Below are 26578 nucleotides of genomic sequence, written 5' to 3' on the forward strand. Positions count from 1 at the left end.
AGGATTATATCAGTTTAAGCAAAGTTTTTCAAGGATTCTTTTTTTATTAAAAATAATAAGTAAATATGATTCATGGATAAATTCTACAATTACAATTCTTCTTCACATCAGGCTTTACTTAGTTTTAAAGTAAAGCCTAATGCTAAACAAAATCTAATTAGCAATTTTGTAATTATTAATAATATCCCATATCTAAAATTATCTATAAAAGCAATACCGGAACAAAGTAAAGCAAATGAAGAAATCATAAATTATTTAGCAAAAGAATGGAAATTATCACGTAGTAATATCGAAATTATCAAAGGTCATACTCATAGCTTAAAAACGATATTGATAAAAAATATTAATGAAGACTATTTAAATTTGATTATTAATTCCTATATTAAATAAGGTGCAGTTGTTGTTAGACTTCCAATGTCATTCCCGCGAAAGTGGGAATCCAGTTTATATTTATTATTTTCTAGATTCCTGCTCCTGCAGGAATGACATAAGCAGTCATATGACGAAAAAATAATTTATTAACTGGAATAATTATGACACAAGAAAAAAAGAAATTTGATGCCGAGGTTGGCAAGATTTTAAATTTAATGATTCACTCTCTTTATAGTAATAAAGAGATTTTTATGAGGGAGTTAATTTCCAATGCTTCGGATGCTTGTGATAAATTACGTTATTTATCTCAAAGTAATAGTGAATTAGTAGCTGGCGATAGCAATTTTAAAATTACGGTTAAAGTCGATAAAGATAACGAACAAATCATTATCCGTGATAACGGCATCGGCATGAATAAAAACGATTTAATTGAAAATCTCGGTACTATTGCAAGATCGGGTACAGCAAATTTTCTTAAAAGCCTATCCGGTGATTCTAAAAAAGACAATATGCTAATCGGTCAATTTGGTGTTGGATTTTATTCAAGCTTTATGGTAGCCGATAAAGTGACTGTAACCTCAAGAAAAGCTGGGGAAGATAAAGTCCATATTTGGGAATCAGACGGGCTTGGTGAATATACTGTCTCAGATTCAGATAAAGAATTCACAAGAGGCACGGAAATCGTTTTACATATCAAAAAGGAAGAAGATACATTCCTTGATCATTTTAGATTAAAACACATCGTTAAAAGCTATTCCGATCACATAGCAGTACCGATATATTTCTTTGATGAAGCTAATAATAATGAAATCCAGCTTAATTCAGCTTCTGCATTATGGACAAGACCGAAATCGGAAATTACAGAAGAACAATATAAAGAATTCTACAAAAGCCTATCTTATGCCGTTGATGACCCTTGGATAACTATGCATAATAAAAATGAGGGAGCTATAGAATTTACTAACCTACTTTTCATTCCATCAAGCAAAACATTTGATTTATTCCACCCTGATCGCAAAAGGCGAGTAAAACTATATATAAAAAGAGTATTTATATCTGATGAGAATATAGATTTAATCCCGTCATATTTAAGATTTTTACGAGGCGTGGTTGATTCAGAAGATTTACCACTAAATATTAGTCGTGAATCACTGCAGCACAATAACGTGCTTGAGAAAATCAAAAATGCTATTACAAAAAGAGTGCTTGGCAAGCTTAGAAAAAAGAAAGAGGAATCATCTGAAGAATATAATAAGTTTTGGGCTAATTTCGGCGGTGTTTTAAAAGAGGGCTTATGTGAGGCTACTACCGATCATGAAAAATTATTAGAGGTATGCATATTCAGAAGTGCCTTGCATAATAAAATGATCAGCCTTGACGAATATATAGCGAATTTTAAAGAAGGGCAGAGTACTATATATTATTTAAGCGGTGATAACCCCGATAAATTACTTTCAAGCCCACAAATCGAAGGATTGTTAAGTAAAAAAATCGATGTATTACTTTTTACCGATACAGTGGATGATTTTTGGGTAAATGTTAATAGCAAATATAAAGAACATGCTATTAAATCAGCGACAAGAAGCGATATCGATGTAGAGCAAACTACTTCACAATCTAAGGAGAAAAATACAGATAGTAAAAAATCCGATGATGAATATAAATTGCTAACAGATTATTTTAAAGAGACACTAGGGGAGTTGGTAAAAGAAGTTAAGATCTCTAAAAAACTTACTTCAAGTCCTGCTTGTCTTGCCGTTAGCGATGCTGCCATGGATATTCGTATGGAAAGATTTTTGATTGAGCAGAAACAAATAGCTAATGCCTCGGCTAAAAACCTAGAGTTAAACCCTAAAAATAAAATCATAGAGAAAATCTTTAACGACTTAAAAGCAAATAATAAAAATAATGAAGAATTGGTTAATCTAATATTTGATCAAGCCTGTATTTTAGAGGGTGAACCGGTTGCTGATACAGGTGCATTTTCAAAGAGATTAAACGATATTGTACAAAAAGCCATATTATAACTTTAAACTTTTTTAATTTTAATGTAGAATAGTTGCAAACTTGGGTTTAGAAGTATTGTTCTGTTCGATGTTATTCCCGCGTAGGCGGGAATCTAGAAGGAACATTCAAAATATCTGATTATAGAATTTTATAATTAATAAAATGGATTCCCGCCTACGCGGGAATGACATCGAGGAAATGTCTTATTACGATATTATATTTAGCAAACATATAGATAAGATCAAAAGCGAAGGAAGATATCGAGAATTTAAGGCCTTAAAAAGACAAGCCGATAATTTTCCTTTTGCAGAACACGCTAATAAACAAATAGTTATGTGGTGCATTAATGACTATTTGGGTATGAGTAAACATGCAAAAATAATGCACGCTTCTATAGATGCCTTGCTAAAATATGGTGTTGGATCAGGTGGAACTCGCAACATCGGCGGTAATAATATCGCCATTCTTGAGCTTGAAAAAGAACTTGCAAATTTACACAAAAAGCAAGCAGCTTTAGTTTTTACATCTGGTTTTGTTGCAAATGATACAACGCTTGCAAGTCTTGCTAAAATCATGCCAGATATAGTATTTTTCTCTGATGAGCTAAATCATGCATCAATAATTGCAGGGATTACAAATTCAAGAGCCGAGAAATATATATATGGACATTTAGATGTTAAGCATCTAGAAGAGCTTTTACAATCAGTCGATATTAATAGATCGAAAATTATTGTTTTTGAATCAGCTTACTCTATGGACGGTTTTTTCTCACCTATCAAAGATATAATCAACTTAGCCAAAAAATATAATGCTTTAACCTTTATTGATGAAGTGCATACGGTCGGTTTATACGGTAAACAGGGTGGTGGTATTGCCGAGCTTCTTAATTGTAGTGATCAAATCGATATTATTCAAGGGACGCTTGCCAAAGCATATGGTACTATCGGCGGTTATATCACTAGCAACCATAATTTAGTCGACGCTATAAGACTAACCGCTCCAGGGTTTATTTTCACTACTTCATTGCCGCCAGTAATTTCTACCGCTGCAACGCATAGTATTAGACATCTTAAAGAATCGAATGAAGAACGAATAAAACATCAAGAAGTAGTTACAAAACTTAAAAATTCTTTTGAACGTTTTAATATACCTTATTTGAAAAATGAAAGTCATATAGTGCCGATAATTATTGGTGATCCGATTAAAACGGCGAAAGCCTCAAATATGCTCCTTAATGAACATGGTATTTACGTTCAACATATCAATTTTCCAACCGTACCGAGAGGTACAGAACGCCTCCGAATCATCCCAACCCCTGCCCATACCGACAAAATGATCAATGATTTATCTGTAGCTTTAGTGCAGATATTTACCGAACTTGATATAGAATTATCTTCTGCTAAAGAATTTAACGAAGAAATACGCTTAAATCTTATTGCTTAAACCCATTGTGAGGAAAATTATTATCATGATTTATAGCAATGAATTGAACAAGCTATTGAATACTATATAAAAAATATAATAAAAAAGGGAAATCGGGCTAAATATTGTTATATTAATAATACCGATAAGATATTTGATATATCCCAAATTATTAAAGTCCTTGAAAATTATAAAAAGCAGGAGCTTACTGCTATGGAAATGGCTCAATTGCTGTTAAGTGCTAACACGAAATAGTTAGTGATTGTAAAAATAGACGACTATATACCACCAAAGGGGAGTTCTGCGAAACTCACAGTTAGCAATGCCTAATCCTAATGGGATTTTACAAAAACTATTGCATATTTCAGCTCTTTAGTTTATTTTGATTAGCAAACTATATACAGAATCAATGGATTATTAAAATGGGAGTTACCATATTAAAAAACGAAGGATTGGATTTTAATGCAAGAGTTTCTATTCCTTTAAGTGAGATAGATGACGATATTCAAAAAGAATTACTTGACTTAACCAAAAAAGTTAAAATAGCAGGTTTTAGAGTCGGTAAAGTACCGGTTTCAATTGTTAAGAAAAAATACGGTACTTCTGTCAGGAATGATATAATAGAAAGAAAAATTAACCATTCAGTAAATCACATTATTAAAGAGCATAATCTAAATATAATCGGTAGACCCAAAATTGAAGAATTACAAAACGAATCCGATAAAGCTTTAGAATTTACCGTAAAAATAGAGCTGTTACCTAAAATTACTATTCCAGATTTAAAAAAAATCTCACTAGATCGTCCAAAATTAGAAGTAAACTCTAAAGATGTTGAAGAACAACTAGAAAAACTTGCCGCATTAACAAAAAATTATACTAAAGAAAGTAAAGCAAAAATAAAAGACGGAGATCAGGTTACTATTGATGCAATCGGGTACATCAAGGAGAAAGCTTTTGAGGACGGTAAATTAAATGATTTTAAGGTAATAATAGGTAGTAATACACTTATTCCCGGTTTTGAGAAACAATTAATAGGTTCTAAAACAGGTAGTGAAGTAGATGTTAATGTTACTTTTCCTGAAAATTACCATGCTAAAGGTTTAGCAGGTAAGGATGCTCGTTTTGTAGTACAAATTAAAGCAGTACATACTGCAAAACCTACCGTCATCGATGACGAATTTGCTAAAAAATTCCAAAGTAATAGCCTTGAAGAATTGCGTACACATTTTACTAAACAAATAGAAAATGAGTCGGAAGAAGCTATTAATACTATAATGAAAATGAACTTATTTGATAAGTTAGAAAAATTGTTAGATTTTGATGTACCAGAATCTTTATTAGAGCAAGAAAAAAATATTCTAAAGTCCGGAACCGATAAAAATGAACAAGATGAACCATTATTGAAAAACAAATCCTCTAAAGAAATAACAGCATATTATAATAAATTAGCCCTACGCCGTGTGCGAATAGGCCTATTACTTGCTGAATATGCAAAATCTAAAAATTTGCAATTAGAGCCTGATGATTTAAGAAAAGTTATTATGCAACAAGCACGTAATTTTCCTGGGCAGGAAAATATGATATTTGATTTTTATAAAAATAATCCTAGCGCAATTGAAAAACTTAAAGGTCCTGCCTTAGAAGATAAAGCTGTACAATATATATTTAATCATGAAATAAAGCTTAAAGAAAAGAAATATACTAAGGAAGAGCTAGAGAAATATCTAGAAGCAGAAGAGCAACGTATTACTTTAATTTAAAGTTTATTAATTGTCGTTGCGAGGGGATGTTATTGTGTGGATATTAAGTCATCATTGCGAGCGAACGTTAGTGAGCGTGGCAATCTCAGGAGTCCTCACAATGACAATCCTCAATATCCACGCAGGCAATACCTAGTAGTATTACTAATGATTTTTTATAGTCTCTAAAGCAAGTTTAACTATTTTATTCACTCCAGCATTATTGTAGGTAGAGATAGGAAAAACTTCTTTATTAGTAACTTTCTGCAACTTATTTATTTTTTCCTGTATTTCCTCATCCGTGAGAACATCGCATTTATTAAGACATATGATTTCGATTTTATTTTTTAGATAATCGGAATATGATTCAAGCTCAAGACGTACCGTATTATAATCTGCAACTACATCATTACTAGAGCCGTCTATTAAATGTATTAATACATTACATCTTTCTATATGCTTTAAGAATTTATCGCCAAGTCCGTGACCTTGATGAGCCCCCTCAATTAAGCCAGGAATATCGGCTATGACAAACTCTTCGTCATCAACATATACCACTCCAAGATTCGGCACTAAAGTAGTAAAAGGATAATCGGCAATTTTAGGCTTGGCTGCCGTTACAACGGATAAAAAAGTAGATTTACCAGCATTTGGAAGCCCCACAAGCCCAATATCAGAAAGAAGTTTTAAACTTAAATAAATCCACATTTCTTCGGCAATTTCTCCTTCCGTACGCTTTCTTGGAGCTTGATTAACCGACGATTTGAAATGGCTGTTACCAAGACCGCCACTTCCTCCTTTAATTATTTCAAAGCTTTGATCATCCACAGTGAAATCATGCAATAATATATTGCCGTCCTCGGAAAAGATTTGAGTACCGATCGGAACATCAAGAACTAATGATTTTCCTGATTTACCGCTTCTATTTGAATCTTTACCGTTTCCGCCGTTTTCTGCGGTAAAATGCTGTTTATATCGATAATTTACTAGCGTATTAAGATGATGATTACTCCTGAAAATAACACTACCGCCACATCCACCATCACCACCGTCCGGTCCGCCTCTGTCAATAAATTTCTCACGATGGAAACTAACACAACCATTGCCACCGTTTCCACCTTTTATATATATTTTAACTTCATCAATAAAATGCATATGATTTATATTTTCAACGTCATTGCGAGGAGCGAAGCGACATGGGCAATCTCATCAAAATCTCTTGAGATTGCTACGTTCCTTGCAGTCGCTTGCAATGACGACAATGTTTACCGCTTCCAAATACCCTTATACTCTCTATGTACATAACCGGTGTAAAGCTGTCTAGGTCTGCTGATTTTTTGTTCAGGGTCTTCATGCATTTCTTTCCATTGTGCCATCCAGCCTACGGTTCTTGCTATTGCAAAAAGTACCGTGAACATTTGCGACGGTATACCCATAGCTTTATAGATAATACCCGAATAAAAATCAACATTTGGATATAATTTTCTCTCAATAAAATATTCATCTTTAAGAGCGATAGCTTCAAGTTCTATTGCTATTTGTAAGAGTGGATTATTGTCTAGCTGCCCGAGTTCCTTTAATACTTCTTTGCACGTTTCTTTAAGTACTGCAGCACGCGGATCATAGTTTTTATACACACGATGACCAAAACCCATTAACCTAAATGGATCATTTTTATCCTTAGCTTTAGCTATATATTTAGGAATATACTCCGAACTACCGATTTCTTTAAGCATATTTATTACCGCTTCATTAGCCCCGCCGTGAGCAGGTCCCCAAAGTGCGGCAATACCCGTGCTAATACAAGCAAAAGGGTTAGCTCCAGATGAGCCGGCAATTCGGACTGTTGAAGTAGAAGCATTCTGCTCATGATCGGCATGTAGGATAAATATCTTATTAAGAGCATTTTTTATTATTGGATTTACTTTATATTTCGTACAAGGCGTTGCAAACATCATATGCAGAAAATTTTCGGTAAAATCTAACGAATTATCAGGATAAATAAACGGTTGTCCTATAGAATATTTATAAGACATTGCGGCGATGGTAGGTATTTTAGCAATCATTCTAATAGCGGTAAGTTCGTAATCTGCTTCCTTAAAATTCAATAAATCAGGATAAAATGCCGCAAGAGAACCGACAGCCGCAAGCATAATAGCCATAGGATGAGAAGAGCTACAAAAGGTTTGAAATAAATAGTGTAATCTTTCATTCACTAATGAATGATGAGCAACCTGTTTAGTGAAATTATTATACTGCTCGCCACTTGGTAGTTCCCCATAAATCAATAAATATGCCACTTCTAAAAAATCACTTTTCTCAGCTAAGTCTTTAATATCATATCCTCGATGCCGCAAGATTCCTTCATCACCGTCTATATAGGTGATAGTAGACTGACAAGAAGCAGTAGACATAAAACCCGGGTCGTAAGTAAAGCAATCGGCTTCCGCAGATATCCTACTTATATCGATTACATCCTCACCGATACTTGCTTTAAGTATAGGTAATTTAAATATTTTTCCTCTGATTTTTAATTCAGCAAATTCTGAATCATTATTATTTTCATTGGTCATATGGATATACCTTATTTTTATATATCAGTAAGTATAACCCTAATTTAATGAAATTAGAAATGAATTATGATTTATTATTTTCTTTAATATCTTACTCAACTTGCAAGGTTAATGAAAATTTAAACGCACATGCTGCTACTTTCAACTGCAAGCCTAAAGCGTTTAACAAAGATCCTATATTGTCGACACTTGGATTACCTTTGCTAGATAACATTCTATATATATGTTGTCTATTTATATGAGCTTCTTTAGAGATTTTTGCTATACCTCCTCTTGCTATAATGGCTTCTTTGAAAGTAGCTATTATAGCTCATTATTATGATCCATGAAATATTGCTCTAATGCTTCATTAATATACCCTACTAATGTTTCCTCATTTTGTAATTTTGCTTTTACATAATCTGTAAACTTTACATATAACACCCTCAATTTCATTTATAAACTTCTTCTATTATTTCTAAGGCTTTTTTAATATCTTTGCCTTGAGTATCTTTATTACCTGCATTTAATAGCAGAATATCTGTTATAAAAATTGTATTTGTTTAGTGTTTTGCATATTAAACTTAACTAGAGATGATTACACTGTCGCATATATACGACTAATTGTCCAGTAGCAAATTATTTTGAAAAGTACATGAAGCTATGAGTACTAGATTAATGTACAAGTTATACAAGAAGTCTATTATTGACTAAATACTCCTTAATCTTGAGTAAATCATACCAAGAGGCGCGTTTTTGCATAGGTTGGCGGAGTAAATAGGCAGGATGGAAGATTGCCGTAGTTTGAATAGGAGCGGATAGATATTTATTGGTATAAAAATAATATTCTTGTCTAATTTTAGTAATACCCGAATTTTTTCCAAGTAAGCTAGTTGCAGCCGTGCTACCGACTAGAATAATTAGCTGTGGGTTAATAAGCGCAATATGCTTCTCGACAAAAGGTCTACAAATATCGACTTCTTCGAACGTCGGCTGTCTATTAGCAGGAGGACGCCAAAATACCGTATTAGTAATATAAGCGTTATTTTTTCGTGAAATTCCGATAGCGTGTAGCATATTATCAAGTAAATTGCCACTTTCGCCGCAAAAAGGTATTCCTTTCAAATCTTCGGTACTTCCCGGGGCTTCGCCTATTAACATAATTTTAGCTTCCAAATTACCGTCACCGAAAACCATATTAGTAGCAAATTTCTTAAGTTCACAACCATTAAAATTTAGTAGAGATTCTTTTAGTTCTTCGATATTATTAGCTTTATCGGCAAGAGATCTTGCTAGGGTTATATTATCCTGAACTTTATCATCCATATTGAATACAGTTTCTTTTGTCGACATAAGTTTTACTTGTGGCTTTGCAGTTAGTTCAGTATTATTACGTACCTTTAATTGCGGTGGATGTTCATGGCAATAATATTCAACACCGATTGCACTTAACCATTTAAGCGTATTATTCATTATCTTAAAATAAAATATGTTAAAATATTCCGTACCACACGAACTAAATGGCATAAGGCTTGATAAAGCTCTATCATCGCTCCTTGAAAAGGTTTCAAGGAATCAAATCCAAAAAGCTATTAAAGATTCGCAAGTACTAGTTAATGATGTAATTATTTCTGATCCTGATGTTTTGGTCAAGGAGAATGATATTATATTATTTTCTTTTAAAGAACCTGAAGAGCTAAAAATTGCAGCAGCAAATGTAGCACTTGATATAATATATGAAGACGATGATTTGATAGTAATTAACAAAGCTGCAGGTATGACGGTACACCCGGGAGCAGGGCATCATGACGATACGCTTGTTAATGCTTTATTACATCATACAAAAAACTTATCAGATATCGGCTCATCAGAAAGACCCGGAATAGTACATCGTTTAGATAAAGACACTACGGGCTTGATGGTAGTTGCTAAAAATAATAAAGCACATATGCTACTTGCAAATCAGATAGAACAAAGGCAGGTAATACGGAAATATAAAGTGTTAGTGTGGGGAGTAATAAATCCGCTAGAAGGAGTCATTAAGAATAATATAGGTCGCAGCCGAAGCGATCGCCAAAAAATGACCATATTAAAATATGGCGGCAAAGAAGCCGTTACACATTATAAAACTCTAGAATTATTTTATAAAGGTAGTATTAGTATGGTGGAGTGCAAGCTTAGTACGGGTAGAACTCACCAAATTAGAGTACAGCTAAGCCATTTAAAGTATTCGGTAGTCGGCGACCAAACTTACGGCAATAACGACCGAAAAATTGCTCATTCTCCCCCTGAACTAAAAGCAAAATTAATTGATTTTAAACGTCAAGCCCTGCATTCTTGGTATTTAAGTTTTACTCATCCGACTAGTAATGCGATTATGGAATTTTCTTGTAAGTTACCAAGGGATATGGAAGAGATAATTAGTTTATAACTGACAAAATATTAATTTTTAAATATAAAATTAAGAATGAATCTTTAAAAGATTTATAAAATGAAAAAAGCTAATGCTAAATTAGAAGAAACCTTATCTTCTATGGAAGAGGGTGTTTTAAATCTTAGAAAACAAAAAGCGAGCTTAGAAGAGACTTTTACTTTTCTGCAAGATTTCAGTACAGCCACAGACAAAATTATTATACTAAGTGTACAGGACACGATATGAGGAACAAGAGTATAATCATTATTTTAAAGCTTATTTAGAATATATTTTAAAAAATCAACAAGAAATTTTAGGTGAGAAGAAAGTTCCCATAAAATTTACCGAAGCAGGATATGGTACTTTTTCTGACTTGATTTTGTATGGGAAAAATGGTGAAGTACTAAATAAACTAACTGCTGACCAGATAAAAGGAGAGTTCGCTTGGTTTTGTACTAGTCCTTATTTATTAAAAAATCAACACGAACAAGAACCTTTAATCACTTGTGATTTAGAAACATTAGCAAATCTTAGCTTTAAAAATAGCTATATAGAACATGAATATTATTCAGAAATAATTGGTGATATAATAACATAAAACGGTTTATGAAAATAATTAAAATACCTAAAACCAAAAATTATCTTAAAATAGTAACTCTAGAACCCGAATATTATAAGAATAAATTTGGTAATAATATATTTCATGAATTTACTGAACTTAAAAAACGAGCACTACTAGGTAGTGTAGATGAGATTTTAGAAATGAAAAATTTTGGCAGAAAATAAAACTTTCCATGCAATGTTCTATAAAACAAATTCTTAGTGACGCTACAGATAAATTAAATAAAATAGGTATTAGTTCTCCGCAATTAGAAGCACGGATTTTACTACAGCATGCTATAAATAAACCTATTGAGTATTTACTTATTAATCTTGATAAGCAGTTAAATGAAGCTGAGATAGAAGCTTTTGAAAAACTGTTAGAGAGAAGATTAAAGCATGAACCGATAGTATATATTACAGGTGTTAAAGAATTTTACTCACGTGAATTTATTGTTAATAAACATGTATTAATTCCAAGAAGCGATACTGAAGTTTTAGTGGATGTTGTATTTCAATGTCATTCCCGCGGAAGCGGGAATCCAGAAAAAAAGCAACCAAATCCCCGCTTTCGCGGGGAGGACATAAGCGAAAACTGCAATGACAAATGCTTAAATATCCTAGAACTTGGCACAGGTAGCGGCTGCATTGCTATCAGTCTATTATGTGAGTTACCGAATGCTAATGTAATTGCGACTGATATAAGTCTTGATGCTATAGAAATTATCAAAAGTAATGCGGCAAAATATGAGGTAACGGATCGCATTCAGATTATTCACAGTAATTGGTTTGAGAACATTGAAACTCAGAAATTTGATTTTATTGTTAGCAACCCGCCATATATAGCTCACAGCGAAAAATCAGAGATGGCAATTGAAACAATCAATTATGAACCGTCTATTGCTTTATTTGCTGAAAAAGACGGACTGCAAGCTTACTTTCGCATCGCTGAAAATGCCAAACAATTCTTAAAACCAAATGGTAAGATTATATTAGAAATAGGGTTTAAACAGGAAGAAGCGGTAACCCAAATTTTCTTAGATCATGGTTATAATATTGAAAGTGTTTATAAAGATCTACAAGGTCACAGTAGGGTAATATTATTTTCTCCTATTAATCTAAATCGGTCATATGCAAGACGTATCGGTAAAAGCTTATCAGGAGTGCAATAGAATTTATTAGATAACGAACTACCAAAATATTTATTTTCTAAAGAAAAGCTTGTAAATGAAAAACGTAAAGTATTTCTTGAAATAGGCTTTGGTATGGGTGAGCATTTCATTAATCAAGCTAAAATGAATCCTAATACACTTTTTTTGGGGTAGAGGTATATTTAAATGGAGTTGCAAATGTTTTAAAGCTTGCAGGCGAACAAAATATCATGAATTTTTTATTATTCCCTAATAATTTGGATTTAATATTACATGAGATACCAAGTAATAGCCTTGATGGAATTTATATTTTATTTCCCGATCCATGGATAAAAAATAAGCAAAAAAAGAAACGTATTTTCAATAAAGAACGACTTAAGATTTTACAAGATAAGCTAAAAGACAATGGTAATTTAGTATTTGCTTCTGATATCGAAAATTATTTTTATGCAGCAATAGAGTTAATACAGCAGAACGGTAATTTTGAAATTATAAATAAAAATGATTATTTAAAACCGCACGATAATTATGTAATTACCAAACATCATCAAAAAGCTATTAAGGCAAATAGAACGCCGAAATTTATGATTTTGCGGCACGTTTTAGGCGATCATTAATTGCAGCCCCTACATTCACTTGAGGTATAGGGCTAACTGCTATACCTCTTACATCATGAGATGCAGCATAATCGTCAAGTATTCTTAAATAAGCATAAAGATTTGCAGCGGCTTCTATAAAGTCACCTTTTACACTTAAGTTTAATGAAAATCTTCCTGTAAGATTGCTATTGCCAAAATTTAATCCGATTTCTTTATCCTCTAAATTTATAGCATTTAGCCTAACCGGTACTTTTGGTGAATAGTGTTTTACAAGCATTCCCGGAGCTTTTATAGTACTTGTTTCTGATGCTTTTAAAACTTCTATCCCTAGTCTTTCTCCTAAAATTTCAGCAGTTATAACCCCTTCTCTAAGAATAGTAGGAATAACAGTTGTTGTATCGATTATCATTGACTCTAGCCCATATTTAGATTGATAGATTTCAGGTGCTAAAATAAAAATTTCCTGATTATCCTTAAAATGTTTTGTGACATGCTCAGCGTTAGTCGGACTAATATAGTTTGAAGGATTAGCACTTGGGGCAGCTATAGGTATACCTGATTGTCTGATAAGCTCTAACGCTACAGGATAAGACGGTATCCGAAGTGCTATGGTATTTAGTCCTGCTGTTACGCTAGGGGCAATATTTGCATTCTTTTTTAAAGGGACAACCATAGATAATGGTCCAGACCAAAAATTTTCTGCTATTTTTGTAGCTAAATCGTCAAACTCCCCTATTTCCTTTGCTTGCTCTATGGAGGAGACATGTACGATAAGCGGATTGACAGCAGGACGCTCTTTGAACTGAAAAATCTTTAAACACGCCTCATTATTTGTGGCATCCGCACCAATCCCATAGACTGTTTCAGTCGGGAAAACAACCACTTTACCTGATTTTATAAATTGAACTGCTTTGTTTATCATAAGCGATTAAACTTAGCTACTTTATCAAATAATTCGCACATATTCTGTAGTAACGACAAACGATTTTGAGCGATCTTTGGATCAGAGTCATTCACGAGTACATTATCAAAAAAGCTAGTAATGGGAATTAATAGAGACGATAATAAATTTAAGGCTTTCTTATAATCTTTATCAGCTATACTATCTATAATTTGCAGAGAAATTTTTTGGATTACTTCAAATAATTCTTTTTCAGGTTGTGTACTAAAGAGACTCGCATCAACTAAGCCGGTAATTTTCTGATCACCAATTATATTGCTAGCTCGTTTGTAAGCATTTAATAATTGCTTGCCTGCGTCTTCTATTAAAAATTCTTTTAATGCATCAAGCTTAAAGTTTGTATCTACTAAATTTAAGTCAAGAACTGCATTAATTAACGCAATATCATAGTCATTTTTTAAAAAAAATTTTGCTCTTTCTTCAAAAAAAGACATTATTAAATTCTTATTTTCGTCAGATGAATCTTTATATAAGTTTATAGAAAAATTAATTAAATCATTAAAATTTAGCTCTAATTTATTTTCAAGTATTATTCTTATTATACCAAGAGCTTGACGTCTTAAGGCATATGGATCACCTGAGCCGGTTGGTGTTTCCCCTGCTATCATCAAACCTACTAAACTATCTAGCTTATCGGCTAAAGCAAGTAAAGCCGCATTTCCGCTTGGTACATTGTCGCTCAAACCTTGCGGTTTATAATGGTCTCTAATTGCAGCGGCTATTTCTGCATTTAGCCCTTCATGTTTTGCATAATAATAACCCATAATCCCCTGTAAATCAGGAAATTCCCTGACCATCTCAGAAACAAGATCACTTTTGCAAAGTCTAGCTGCTGTAATCAAATCCTTATTATTTGGAGCTATATAATTACAAATATCGGTTATGCGTTCAATTTTTTCTCTTAAATTACCAAGCTTTGCATGAAATGTTACAGCTTCTAATTGGCCTAATCTTGATTCTAAAGTTTTAGCTATATCCTGCTTACAAAAATATAAAGCATCTGAAAGACGTGCCGATAGAACTTTCTCGTTACCTTGAATAACTAGTTCAGCATTTGTAAATCTGCCATTACTAACAAAGAGAAAATACGGTGTAAAATTTCCTGTTTTATCAAATAAACAAAAATATTTCTGATGCGTACGCATCGAAGAAATAAGTACTTCTTCAGGTAACTCTAAAAATTTTTGCGGGATTTGTCCAAGCAGTACAACAGGAAATTCGCTAAGCCCTGCTACTTCTTCTACTAAACGATTATCTTCTTTTATAATTAAATCATGAGAATTTGCTAGTTCCAGTAAACCGGTTTTAATTATTGCCTCTCTCTTTGTTCTTTCTAAAATAACATGATTTTCTAAAAGCTTATTTCTATAATCTTCAAAACCTGTTACTTCTAATTTTTTATTATCAGTAAGACGATGCCCATACGTAATATTATTAGCGGTTAAATGCCCAAATTGCATCGGTAATATTTCGCCGTCAAATATGCATAAAATATTTCGCAGAGGTCTAATCCATTTTATTTTGTAATCACCCCAAAACATCGATTTTGCCCAGCTATATTTATTAATAGCCTCTATAATAATCCCCGGCAAAATCTCTTTTATCTCTCTTTCTTCTGTTTTTTTGACAAAGAAATAATATAACTGATTACTAATTAATTTAGTAGACAGCTCTAATTTACTAACATTATGAGCTTTACAAAAGCCGTTAATAGCGGCTTCCGGAGCTTCTATGCTTGGTCCTTTAATTTCTTCCTCTTTTGGCAAAGTTATCTTTGGCAAATGGGTAGCATGCAGCGTTATCCTACGAGGTCCCACGAATACTTGTACTTTTGCAAATATTTCGTTTTCTTTAAAAATTTTCGTGAATATATTTAAATAACCCTCTTTAGCATTTTTTTGCATAAAAACCGGAATTTCTTCGCTAAATAGCTCTAATAATAACTCGCTCACTTATTCATCTCCAACCATTTTGTACAACAAACTCTAGCTAAATGACGCACCCTTAAAACATAAGAAGCACGCTCAGTGACGCTAATTACTCCAAGCGCATTTAGTTGATTAAATGCATGACTTGCCTTAAGACATTCATCATAAGCCGGCATAGGTAAATTAGCTTTGATTAATCTCTCACACTGGTCTTCGCTATCCTTGAAATGTCGCAGTAACATTTCACTATCGGCAAGCTCTAAATTATATTTTGAAAATTGCCGTTCAGCTTCGAAATCCACTTCACCGTATTTTAAAGCTTTTTCGCCTACTTGCCCGTTCCAATCAAGCTCTCTTACTTCATCAACACCTTGAATATATAAAGCAAGCCTCTCGAGTCCATAAGTGATTTCACCGGCAACGGGACGGCATTCAATACCGCCAATTTGCTGCATATAAGTAAATTGTGATACTTCCATACCATTACACCATACTTCCCAGCCAAGCCCGGCAGCACCTAAGGTTGGCGACTCCCAATCATCTTCAACAAATCTAATATCATGAATTTTTAAATCTATACCTAAACATTCTAAGCTTTTAAGATATAACTCTTGAATATTATCCGGCGACGGCTTTAAGATAACTTGAAACTGATAATAATGCTGCATTCTATTAGGATGCATGCCATACCTGCTATCCCCTGGTCTTCTTGATGGCTGAACATATGCAACAGACCAAGATTTAGTACCAAGGCAGCGAAGCACAGTTGCAGGGTGAAACGTACCGGCTCCAACATGAGCATCGTAAGGCTGCAATATTGCACAGCCATAATCCTGCCAATAATTTTGTAATGTCAGAATAATTTGCTGAAATGATAGTTTTTTCATAGGGTATTATTATTGGGAAAGAAAATTTTGATCAGTTAAAAGGATCGAATATTTTTATATTAAACATATTATTATTATAATGTTTGATATTTCTAGTAACTAGTATCATATTGCTTTGTTTTGCCTGTGCAGCTATTAAAGCATCGATTGCATTCGTACTATTAATACTCATTAATTCACCCCACTCCTCACATATTTCTTTGTCAATATTAAGAATTTTTTCATTATAATCTATTATTATTCTTTCTAACCATTTTTCTAATTTTAAACTTGCTATTTTAGCTTTCTTTACTAATTTTGATATTCCCTTTCTTATTTCGCTGATAGTAATACAACTTAAGTATAACTGGCTAGAATGAACAATTAAAAACCATGCTGCTACTTGAGAAGTGGATTTTTCTTTTGAATTTCAGATACAACATTAGTATCTAATAAATATTTCATAATTCAAAATCTCTAGCATACCCTTTTACTCTCTGAATATCCAAATTATCTGTCTTAGGCATGCTCAATAAATATTCTTTGAAATCAGGTTTTTGTTTAGTAAGTTGTTTATAGTCTTTTATACTAGTAATTACAACTGCTTCTTCACCCCTTTTTGTAATACATTGAGGGGTACCATGCATTGCAATATCAATAATATTACTTAACTTATTCTTTGCTTCGTGTAACTGCTATTTATTCATAAAAAATCCTCGTATAGCTAGATTGTCTAGACTATTATAATATGAAGATTTAAAAATAAAATATTTTTTATTAATTTGAGGTCTTAATAATACTCCTTGCCGATCTCGATTTTAGGGCGATTGTTTGCTACTCGCCAATCGTTAGTATCACGGAAAGAATAAACACAACCACAAAATTCTTGTTTATAAAAGTTCTCTTCTTTGGCAATTTCGTACATTCTGCTAGCACCACCGTCTTTACGCCAATTATAAGTCCAATAGGTCACTCCTTCATAATGAGATGCCGCCCTAGTTCCTGATTCATTAATTTGGTTCATATCTTTCCATCTAGAAATACCAAGCGAGCTAGTTATAACTTTAAAGCCGTTCTCATAAGCATATAAAGCCGTACGCTCGAAACGCATATCAAAACACATTGTACAGCGTATACCTCTCTCAGGCTCAAACTCCATCCCTTTAGCACGTCTAAACCAATTTTGCGGATCATAATCTGCATCGATAAATTCTATATTATGTTTCTCGGCAAATTTAATATTTTCGTTTTTACGAAGCTCATATTCTTTTTTAGGATGAATATTAGGATTATAGAAAAAAAGCATAAACTTAATGCCGGTATCAATCATTTTTTCCATTAAAGGGCCAACACAAGGAGCACAACAACAATGGAGTAAAACCTTGCTTTCACCGTTTGGTATTTCAAAAACTTCGCTCATATTATATTTACTAGATTCTTTTTATAGGTTTCTTTATAGAATTTTAGAATTATAGAAGATAACAAGGCAAGTACAATTAAATAATATGCAATAGCATAATTGTCTCCGGTAACTTTCGTTAATATCATTACTAACATTGGAGCAGTACCGCCAAATATAGCAGCTGCAAGGTTGTATGAAAGTGCAACACCGGTAAATCTTATGCTAATCGGAAATATCTCTACTAAAACCGTTGGAATAGGCCCCATATAAATGCTAATAACTCCAGCAAATATTACTTGAGATATTATAGCTAAAGTAAAATTCATCGACCCTAAGGCTACAAAAATAGGATAGACTGATAAAATTAACAAGATAATCCCCCATATTAGTACAGGATCTCACCCCACCTTATCCGAAACATACACAGATATAGGAAATACTATCATCATTACGATTAATATTATACTACTAACAATTGTGCTTTGCTGATTAGTATAACCGAGTGTTTGCATAAAATTACTAATAAAAACCGTAGAAGTATAAAAAGGAGCAGTTACGGTAATATACAGACCAAGTGCGATAATTAGTTCTTTTGGGTATTTTGTTAATGTTTCTCGTAAAGGAAAACGTGCTAAACGCCCTGTTACCTTAGCTTTTTTATAAATAGGACTTTCTGCTAGGTTGTTTCTAATATATAAACCTATGGAGCTAATAAATAAACCGGCAATAAAAGGTATCCTCCAACCCCATTCAAATAGCGTATCGGCAGGCATAAAATAAGAAAAACCGACCGCTGTACCAAGTCCAAGCAGCATACCGCCACACATACTAACAAATGAGCTACTCCCCACAAGTCCTCGCTGCTCGAACGAAGCATGTTCTACAATATACGAAATACAACCGCTAAATTCCCCTCCTAAAGCAAAACCTTGTATGAGTCTGATAATAGTTAAAATAATAGGCGCGGCAATTCCAACAGTTTTATAACTTGGTAAGAGCCCTATCCCGGCAGTCGGTATTGCCATAGCTATAATACCCATCACAAAAGCAGGTACGTCTACCGAATCTATCACCTATATTACCGAAAATAATACCGCCGAGCGGTCGTACTACAAAGCCTGCAGCAAATACCGCAAAAGTTAACGTCTCTCGCATTCCTGGATCCGGAAAAAAAATGCTGACCTATAATATAAGCAATTTGCGCATATAATGCATAATCATACCATTCTAAAGCGTTGCCGATCATGCCGGATATTACTACTTTTCTCATTAAGTTATTTTATTGATTTAAAAAAAGATAATAAGAGTAATATTTTATATTCTCAAGTAAAAATAGCTTTATTTCATGCGAATAGCTTTGCTTGCGTTGATACCGTAGTCGTCATTGCGAGGAGCGTAGCGATGTGGCAAGCTAGAAAAATAATTAAAAAAATTCTGATTTTACAGAATTTTTACTGGATTGCTTCGTCGAATTACTGCGTAATTCTTTTCGCAATGACTATATCCTATCTATGTTTTTCATTAACCACTTTCTTAGTTAATTTAGCATTGATTCGAAAAGGAGAAACTTTAATATTTTGTTTGATGTTTTTTATTTTTTCTTGAGAGAGAAGACTTTCTTTATCATTTTGTAATGTTTTCATAAACTTATCTATATTGCTTTGTTCTAGTTTTATTGCATTATCATTATTCAAAATTAATTCTCCAATTTTTTCACCAAGTTCAGGTGCATATCTGATGGCAAAAATTGATGCCGGTACAACTATGATAGAAAAAGCCGCTCCCGCAGTCGCAACACTGATTGCTCCAACTAATAAAGCACAAACAGCACCGGCGATTTTTCCGGTTGCTTGTTTAAATATATTACTTTTTTGTGTAAATACTAAAGACATCTCTAATATTTTATTAAATTCTTTCTTTATATAGATGGTTGCTTCATCAATATTATTATATTTCTTCATGGCATACATTACAGAAGCCTTAAATAATTTTTTGTGAGACTCCGCGTAATTTATTATTTTATCAAAATCCTTCTCTTTTAAAAGAGTTTTAAATATATTTTTAATTTTTTCTTTTTCGGTACTATTTATTTCATCTCCAAAATAAACTTCTACAAGATTTTCTGCTATTATATCTTGTGATTGCTCTAAAATATTATTCTTATTTTGCTCATTTTCGTCTTCAGAAGTAATCATTATTGCAAATAACTCTAATGCTACGGAAAAATTATCATCGTTAATAACCCGCATACCTAAATAATTTTTGAGTCTAGAAATACATTTATTAATATATTTTTCAGCGTCTGGTTTAGAATTAAGCCTTAGCGTATAATCTATAGCAAGCATATTTGCAATAGTAAAGCAAGTAGATTTCATAAGATTATTGACAAAATTATTAACAATATCTTTTTTAAATAAATTAGTATTTACGTTATTAAGTATTATTGCATTATTCATTTTGGTAATCTATTTTGAGGCTAATTCTCTAACATACAATATCAATTTAGCATAAATAAGATTAGGAGCATGATTTACTGAAAGTTTATATATATTCTTAGGTGTTAACACTTCTTCATTACGTACTCGTACAAAAGATATAAGAGTATTAGGAGGCATATAAGAATAAATTTCAGAGAATATTTTTAGAAAAGTCAAAAAATCTGCACACGCATATTTTATATTTATGCTATAATTATTTACATGAATCGATTCACCTTCTTCTTCAATCACCTGAATATTATTTTTAAAAAATACTGAATTTATAAATACATCTATAGGTTCTACTAAATCATATTTATTGCTTAAGCTTTTTATTTTAGGAATTAGTTCTTGATAATTTAAGCAACTCACACTACTTGGCACACTTAAATCTACATATTTGTTGTGCGATTCTAATATTCCTTCTTTAGAGTTAATGACAGAATAAAGTTTTAAAACTTCCTCTGTTAGATTTTCTTGTAAAACTTGTTTATCAAGAATAGATTTACTGTATTCTTGCTGGACAATTTTTATTATCCAAATAGTTAAGGAAATAAAGAAGAAATATATAATAAATTGAAAAAATATAAGATTCTTTAAATACATAATATATTTTTCAAACATTATTTTTACCTTGAGTTATTAGTGCCGTTGCATGGTTTATGTCATTCCCGCATAGGTTTAAAGTTTTTTAAAAACTTGATTTATCTCGCTTTACTCTGGATTCCCGCCTACGCAGGAATGACATGGAATATTATGTTTTATTATCAACTATATTAACCGATAAAGGGATTACTACCTTACCGAATATATCAAGTATTTTATCCTTATATATAACATAATCTATCTGCAAATTAGATAATTTATTTTTTACGTTTGTCATATGATCATCTAGCATCTTTAGAGATTCATCTACCGATAGATTATTAGTATGATATTTAAGTATTAATTTGATTATTAATTGTCTCTTAGAAACTAACAAAATATTATCTATATTTGTTAATTCCCATTTAATTTCTTCTAATTTAAAAGCCGGATTTAAAGTAGTTATTAGCTTGTTAAGTAAATCAAACGGCAGTGGGACCGGTACTTCTAGTAATTTTTCTATTACATATAAATCAGCTAGGCTAGTAGTATTTTTAATATAAGGATATTTATATTTGTATTCTTGATTTGTTGCATAATATTTTTCATTAATAGAGTTTATGTCTTTGTAATTTTGTTTTGTATTATATTTGATAATACCGACCACTAATATTAATATTATAAGTAATGCACTATACAATTTAAATGTCAGATCCTTTATAGTAACTAGTTTTTTTATTGATTTTAAATTATTATTATAAGCGGGAAAACTCTTATATTCTAGAAATAGTCTACTAATATTCGTATCTATAAATCTTTCTTTTTCTAGAGTTTGCTTATTTAGTATATTATCAACCGGTATAAAGATTACAGGGCGTTCTTCAAAATTTGTTGATTCTAATAAAAATTTTAACTCTTCATCTACTATAAGAATTATACAGGCTCTTTGGTCAAGATTACTTATATAGTTTTTAAATAATATCAAACAATCATTAATTTCTTGTTCTATAATACCTTGAACATAACCGGTTGTTTTATCAAATGGATACTCAAGATTTCTAATTGTTATTATATTATTTTTATGTTTGATAATAAATTTTATACCGCTAGCTTGTGATGCATATACACAAATTTGAAAATAATCGTTATATTTATCATTTTCTATATTCTGCATTATTTTATTTATAATAACTTTTAGCTCTAACGTTAAAAAGTAAACGCCTTTTAAATCAAGAGATCTTTTATCTATAATGCATGAAATTATATCACTTAAGGGTGCTTCAAATGGACATGACATAATTAAAGTCGACCAAATTTCACTTGGGGTAGTAGTAATTTCGTAAACACAATGTGCTATAATGTCTTCTTTATTAAAATAACCTTCAATAAATTGTTCAATAGGATCAAGTTTAACTATTGACTGTAATATAGGTATTTGATCGTGCCGTGTTTTACATTCACTGCCGTCAAGTAAAAAATAAATATCGCTTTTTGGAAATTTACTAAAAAAGTTTTTATAAGGATTTAAGTCTATCTGTTCCCGAGTAGGGATAAATAATTTATCTAATAATTTATTATCGAGAAAAGTACTAAGAAATACACCTTTATTACCTAGTAACACCACAATCTTTTTTCTTTTGAAAGAAAATATTTTTAATTTTGTAGCAAATTGAACAAAATGTAATTTGATCGACTCAAAAATATTTTTCATAAATAAATTTATTTTAGTCATAATTCAATGTATTTTACTATACTGGACGTCATTTATGCGTGGGGACGTACAATTACTACGTAATTTTCCTCGCAATGACAAAAAATGATCCTCTCCGGCATGACATAACATTAAATAATATATATTTTACCATGACTAAATTTACCACTGAAGAAGTTAGAAGTAAATTTATAACTTACTTTAAAGCAAATAATCATACACATGTACCGACCAGCTCGTTAATTCCACACAATGACCCTAGTTTAATGTTTGTTAATTCCGGAATGGTACAATTTAAAAATGTTTTTACCGGGCAAGGAAAAAGACCTTATAACAACGCGGTAACTAGTCAAAAATCTCTTAGAGCCGGCGGCAAACATAACGACCTTGAGAATGTCGGTTATACAGCAAGACATCATACCTTTTTTGAAATGTTAGGTAATTTTTCATTCGGTGACTATTTTAAAGAACAAGCCATATATTACGCTTGGAATTTATTGACTAAAGAATTTGAACTCCCAAAAGACAAGCTTTATGCAACAATTTATCATACTGATGACGAAGCAGCTTCTTATTGGAAAAAAATAGCAGGTTTTGGGGATGATCGTATCATAAAGATCAAAACAAACGATAATTTTTGGTCAATGGGTGATACTGGCCCTTGCGGTCCTTGTTCCGAAATTTTTTACGACCACGGTGAACAAATATATGGCGGACTTCCCGGTACTAAAGGTGAAGACGGTGATAGATTTATCGAGATTTGGAATATGGTATTTATGCAATATGAACAAATCGATAAAGATACTAGCATAGAATTATCGCAAAAATCTATCGATACCGGTATGGGTCTTGAGCGTATGACGGCAGTATTACAGCATGTTAACAACAATTATGATATAGATTTATTTCAGGAAATAATTAATTTTACCGAAAATATAGTAAAAGTGAAAGTAGATGGAGAAGCTAAATTTTCTTACCGAGTTATTGCCGACCACTTACGAGCAAGTAGCTTTTTAATAGCTGACGGTGTTATTCCTTCAAATGAGGGGCGTGGTTACGTACTTCGCCGCATTATGCGAAGATCCATGAGGCATGCTCATATGCTTGGGGCAAAAGAGCCGTTAATGTATAAATTACTGCCAAAACTTGTTGATTTAATGGGGAATGTTTATCCTGAACTTAAAAGAGCAGAAAGCTTTATAAGCAGTATCTTAGAACAAGAAGAAATTAGATTTAAAGCCACATTAGAACGTGGTCTCAAACTTCTTACCGAAGAAACAGAAACGCTAACAAAAGGTAATGAATTATCAGGAGAAGTAGCATTTAAACTATACGATACTTACGGATTTCCGCTTGATTTAACCGAAGATATTCTAAAAAACCGTGATATTTCCGTTGATCACAAAGGGTTTGAAGAGCAAATGCTTATGCAAAAAGAACGTGCTAGAAAATCTTGGCTTGGCTCCGGTGAATCAAAAACCGATCAGTTGTGGTTCGATATCAAAGAGCAACATGGTAGCACGGAGTTTTTAGGATATACACTGAATGAAGCAAAATGTAAAATAATTGCATTAATCAAAAATAATAATTTAGTTAATGATATAAAAGAGATAGATACACAATTCCTGCTAATCAGCAACCAAACTCCTTTTTACGGTGAATCAGGCGGTCAAATAGGTGACATCGGAACGATATTTGCAAAAGATTCTGAAGTAGCTGAAGTAGAAGTAATAGATACTTTAAAATATTTAGGCTCTATTATAGTCCACAAATGTATTTTGAAAAAGGGGCAGATTAACGTAGGCGAGAATGCTAATTTTAGTATAGACATAAGATATAGACAAAATTTAAGAATTCATCACTCGGCAACGCATATATTACATGCAGTACTGCATGAGGTACTTGGTAAACATGTTACTCAAAAAGGTTCGTTAGTCACTCCAACTTATTTACGCTTTGATATTAGCCATTCTAAAGCTGTGACTAATGAAGAAATTACTTTAATCGAAGATAAGGTAAATGAGATTATTAGAGATAATCATGAAGTAACTACTACATTAATGGCAACTGAAGATGCAGTTAAACAAGGAGCTATGGCACTGTTTGGCGAGAAATACGACTCTGAAGTAAGAGTAGTTAAGATAGGTGAGACTTCTTTAGAATTATGCGGCGGGACGCATGTCAGACGTACCGGTGACATTGGTTGCTTTAAAATTACAAGTGAAAGTGCTATAGCAGCAGGTGTTCGTAGAATTGAAGCAGTTTGCGGTGAATTCGTAATTAAATTAATGAGAGAAAAGGATAGTTTACTTAAATCGATAGAAAATAGTTTAAAAACTAATAAAAATGAACTTATTACTAAGGTTAATAATATCTTAGAGCGTAACAAGGAAGTTGAGAAAGAATTAGAAAAAACTCATTTAGCTAGTTTAGATTTAAGTATAGAGCAAATTGAAAAGCAAGCTGCACAAATAACAGGGATAAAACTATTATACAAAAAAGTAGGAAATATAGACAATAAAATATTACGTCAAGCTGCCGAAAATTTAACAAAAAAAGTAGAAGATTTGATAATGGTATACATTGCCGAGGGAATTGGTAAATTATCTATTACGGTTGCAGTGAGTAAAGCTATAACAGACAAATACAATGCAGATATAATTGCAAAAAAACTTTCTTTATTCTTAGGTGGCAGCGGCGGAGGTGGACAAGCAAGCCTTGCTCAAGCCGGTGGAAATGATATAGGTAAGCTAACTAACATCCATGAAAAATTATACAGTTTATTGACAGTGTCATAGTGTACTAATTTAGGACGTCATTACGAGTGTACTTTGTAGATGGATACCCGGTTGTCATTGTGAGCAACCGTAGTACTTGCATGGCAATCTCGTCAAATATCCTGAGATTGTTTCGTCAATTATTTCGTAATTTCTTCGCAATGACAAGGTGGTATCCACGTAACAATGCCTATGCAGTGAGGCATTGTAATGACAAAATTTATGGTTGTTAATACGCTGCTTTCACAAAATAAAGACCGGAAGCGGGAGCAGTAGGACCGGCGGCTGTTCTATCTTTGGCTTCTAGAACATCTTGAATTTGTTCTGCCTGCCAAATATTTTTACCAACAAGTACTAAACTACCGACAATATTACGTACCATATGATGCAAAAATGACGGGGCTGAAAGATATAATTTTATTTCTTCGGCTTCTTTAATAATATTAAGTTCAGTTAGAGTTTTAATCGGTGATTTTGATTGACATGAGCTAGCCCTAAATGAAGTAAAATCATGTTTGCCTAATAGATAAGTGGCAGCTTGTTGCATAGCCAGAACATCTAAAGGTGAACTAATCCACCATGCTCTATTTAAATCAATTACCGATGGATAAGGTCTATTAATAATTCTATATATATAATAACGAGAGGTAGCTGAAAACCTAGCATGAAAATTATTGGGGGCTAATTCACAATTCCATACTCCTACGGCATACGGTCTTACAAAATAGTTGATAGCCGTAATAATTTTGTGAGGTTCTAAATATTTTGAAAGATCAAAATGTGCTACTTGACCTATAGCATGAACACCGGCATCTGTCCTTCCTGACCCAAACAATATCACCTGTTCACCGGAAAATTTATAAATCGCTTCTTCTAATATCTGCTGTACCGACATTACTCCTGCTTGTCTTTGCCAACCTGCAAGATCCGTGCCTAAATATTCAATGGTAATTTTATATCGATACATAATAGCCCAATGTCATCCCGTAGCTTGACCACAGGATCTTGTATCACAG

At 32.5% G+C, this 26578-nt stretch carries 22 protein-coding genes and 4 pseudogenes; 10 read left to right on the forward strand and 16 right to left on the reverse strand.

The annotated features are described in order from the left end of the window. The first annotated feature begins 72 nt into the window (after positions 1–72). From QUD19_RS01830 to tig, 4 genes are all read left to right on the forward strand, one after another. The gene (locus QUD19_RS01830) at positions 73–390 is read left to right on the forward strand and encodes an A1G_07140 family DUF167 domain protein (RefSeq protein ID WP_498808371.1); all 318 of its coding nucleotides are present in this window, start codon (positions 73–75) and stop codon (positions 388–390) included. Positions 391–533: 143 nt separating this feature from the next. Beyond that, positions 534–2399, forward strand: coding sequence for a molecular chaperone HtpG (gene htpG, locus QUD19_RS01835; RefSeq protein WP_498808372.1), 1866 nt, complete (start codon positions 534–536; stop codon positions 2397–2399). A 178-nt stretch (positions 2400–2577) separates the two neighbouring features. Further along, positions 2578–3822 (forward strand): 5-aminolevulinate synthase, encoded by a 1245-nt coding sequence (gene hemA / locus QUD19_RS01840; RefSeq protein WP_498808656.1) that lies wholly within the window; start codon positions 2578–2580, stop codon positions 3820–3822. Positions 3823–4223: 401 nt separating this feature from the next. Further along, a complete protein-coding gene (gene tig / locus QUD19_RS01845; protein WP_498808373.1) occupies positions 4224–5561 on the forward strand; it encodes a trigger factor in 1338 nt (445 codons plus the stop codon). 144 nt (positions 5562–5705) lie between these two features. Here the strand turns inward: tig and obgE are convergent, their stop codons facing one another. The 5 genes from obgE to QUD19_RS01870 all read right to left on the reverse strand — a co-directional run bounded on the left by obgE (position 5706) and on the right by QUD19_RS01870 (position 9565). Further along, entirely contained in the window at positions 5706–6695 is a 990-nt protein-coding gene (gene obgE, locus QUD19_RS01850; RefSeq protein ID WP_498808374.1) for a GTPase ObgE, read from the reverse strand. Between the two features lie 110 nt (positions 6696–6805). Next, on the reverse strand, positions 6806–8113 hold the full coding sequence (locus tag QUD19_RS01855; RefSeq protein ID WP_498808375.1) for a citrate synthase: 1308 nt from the start codon (positions 8111–8113) through the stop codon (positions 6806–6808). A gap of 91 nt (positions 8114–8204) precedes the next feature. Further along, positions 8205–8327, reverse strand: a complete 123-nt coding sequence (locus QUD19_RS01860) for a hypothetical protein (protein WP_498808376.1) — start codon at positions 8325–8327, stop codon at positions 8205–8207. A gap of 89 nt (positions 8328–8416) precedes the next feature. Next, complete coding sequence (locus QUD19_RS01865; RefSeq protein ID WP_498808377.1) at positions 8417–8548, reverse strand: hypothetical protein; 132 nt, start codon at positions 8546–8548, stop codon at positions 8417–8419. A 231-nt stretch (positions 8549–8779) separates the two neighbouring features. Next, on the reverse strand, positions 8780–9565 hold the full coding sequence (locus QUD19_RS01870) for a uracil-DNA glycosylase family protein (protein WP_498808378.1): 786 nt from the start codon (positions 9563–9565) through the stop codon (positions 8780–8782). Between the two features lie 16 nt (positions 9566–9581). Here QUD19_RS01870 and QUD19_RS01875 point away from each other — a divergent pair, with 16 nt between their 5' ends. The 5 genes and pseudogenes from QUD19_RS01875 to trmB all read left to right on the forward strand — a co-directional run bounded on the left by QUD19_RS01875 (position 9582) and on the right by trmB (position 12873). After that, positions 9582–10523, forward strand: a complete 942-nt coding sequence (locus QUD19_RS01875; RefSeq protein ID WP_498808379.1) for an RluA family pseudouridine synthase — start codon at positions 9582–9584, stop codon at positions 10521–10523. A 60-nt stretch (positions 10524–10583) separates the two neighbouring features. Continuing rightward, positions 10584–10751 carry a hypothetical protein gene (locus tag QUD19_RS01880; RefSeq protein WP_498808380.1) on the forward strand — a complete coding sequence of 56 codons (168 nt, stop codon included), beginning with the start codon at positions 10584–10586 and terminating at the stop codon, positions 10749–10751. Beyond that, positions 10732–11103, forward strand: coding sequence for a hypothetical protein (locus QUD19_RS01885; protein ID WP_498808381.1), 372 nt, complete (start codon positions 10732–10734; stop codon positions 11101–11103). The genes QUD19_RS01880 and QUD19_RS01885 overlap by 20 nt, the downstream gene beginning before the upstream one ends. Positions 11104–11111: 8 nt before the next feature. Then, the gene (locus QUD19_RS01890; protein WP_498808382.1) at positions 11112–11291 is read left to right on the forward strand and encodes a hypothetical protein; all 180 of its coding nucleotides are present in this window, start codon (positions 11112–11114) and stop codon (positions 11289–11291) included. An 8-nt stretch (positions 11292–11299) separates the two neighbouring features. Next, positions 11300–12873 (forward strand): annotated as a pseudogene (gene trmB / locus QUD19_RS01895) (bifunctional peptide chain release factor N(5)-glutamine methyltransferase PrmC/tRNA (guanosine(46)-N7)-methyltransferase TrmB). On the opposite strand, the gene QUD19_RS01900 reads toward trmB, so the two are convergent. The 10 genes and pseudogenes from QUD19_RS01900 to QUD19_RS01945 form a co-directional block, all read right to left on the reverse strand. Continuing rightward, positions 12839–13777, reverse strand: coding sequence for an L-threonylcarbamoyladenylate synthase (locus QUD19_RS01900; RefSeq protein WP_498808384.1), 939 nt, complete (start codon positions 13775–13777; stop codon positions 12839–12841). The pseudogene trmB and the gene QUD19_RS01900 sit on opposite strands and share 35 nt — an antisense overlap. Beyond that, positions 13774–15768, reverse strand: coding sequence for a glycine--tRNA ligase subunit beta (gene glyS, locus QUD19_RS01905; RefSeq protein WP_498808385.1), 1995 nt, complete (start codon positions 15766–15768; stop codon positions 13774–13776). Before glyS ends, QUD19_RS01900 begins: the two co-directional genes overlap by 4 nt. Next, positions 15765–16631, reverse strand: a complete 867-nt coding sequence (locus QUD19_RS01910) for a glycine--tRNA ligase subunit alpha (protein WP_498808386.1) — start codon at positions 16629–16631, stop codon at positions 15765–15767. Before QUD19_RS01910 ends, glyS begins: the two co-directional genes overlap by 4 nt. Positions 16632–16662: 31 nt before the next feature. After that, positions 16663–17075, reverse strand: a pseudogene (locus QUD19_RS01915) (type II toxin-antitoxin system VapC family toxin). Beyond that, positions 17072–17305 (reverse strand): annotated as a pseudogene (locus QUD19_RS01920) (type II toxin-antitoxin system Phd/YefM family antitoxin); the annotation flags it as partial. The pseudogenes QUD19_RS01920 and QUD19_RS01915, both read right to left, overlap by 4 nt. A 95-nt stretch (positions 17306–17400) precedes the next feature. After that, positions 17401–18030 carry an epoxyqueuosine reductase QueH gene (locus QUD19_RS01925; protein ID WP_014409708.1) on the reverse strand — a complete coding sequence of 210 codons (630 nt, stop codon included), beginning with the start codon at positions 18028–18030 and terminating at the stop codon, positions 17401–17403. Continuing rightward, positions 18027–19282 (reverse strand): annotated as a pseudogene (locus tag QUD19_RS01930) (MFS transporter). Before QUD19_RS01930 ends, QUD19_RS01925 begins: the two are co-directional and overlap by 4 nt. 235 nt (positions 19283–19517) lie before the next feature. Beyond that, entirely contained in the window at positions 19518–20468 is a 951-nt protein-coding gene (locus QUD19_RS01935) for an RP853 family protein (RefSeq protein WP_498808387.1), read from the reverse strand. 9 nt (positions 20469–20477) lie between these two features. Beyond that, positions 20478–21113, reverse strand: coding sequence for a hypothetical protein (locus tag QUD19_RS01940; protein WP_498808388.1), 636 nt, complete (start codon positions 21111–21113; stop codon positions 20478–20480). 130 nt (positions 21114–21243) lie between these two features. Then, positions 21244–22806, reverse strand: a complete 1563-nt coding sequence (locus QUD19_RS01945; protein ID WP_498808389.1) for a hypothetical protein — start codon at positions 22804–22806, stop codon at positions 21244–21246. 131 nt (positions 22807–22937) lie between these two features. On the opposite strand from QUD19_RS01945, the gene alaS reads away from it, so the two are divergent. Continuing rightward, positions 22938–25583 (forward strand): alanine--tRNA ligase, encoded by a 2646-nt coding sequence (gene alaS / locus QUD19_RS01950; RefSeq protein WP_498808657.1) that lies wholly within the window; start codon positions 22938–22940, stop codon positions 25581–25583. Between the two features lie 208 nt (positions 25584–25791). Here the strand turns inward: alaS and truA are convergent, their stop codons facing one another. Beyond that, positions 25792–26529: a tRNA pseudouridine(38-40) synthase TruA gene (truA, locus tag QUD19_RS01955; RefSeq protein ID WP_498808391.1), complete on the reverse strand. Its 738-nt coding sequence runs from the start codon at positions 26527–26529 to the stop codon at positions 25792–25794. Positions 26530–26578 lie beyond the last annotated feature (49 nt).

The sequence above is a fragment of the Candidatus Rickettsia kotlanii genome, assembly GCA_030295365.1.
GTDB classification, from domain to species: domain Bacteria; phylum Pseudomonadota; class Alphaproteobacteria; order Rickettsiales; family Rickettsiaceae; genus Rickettsia; species Rickettsia kotlanii.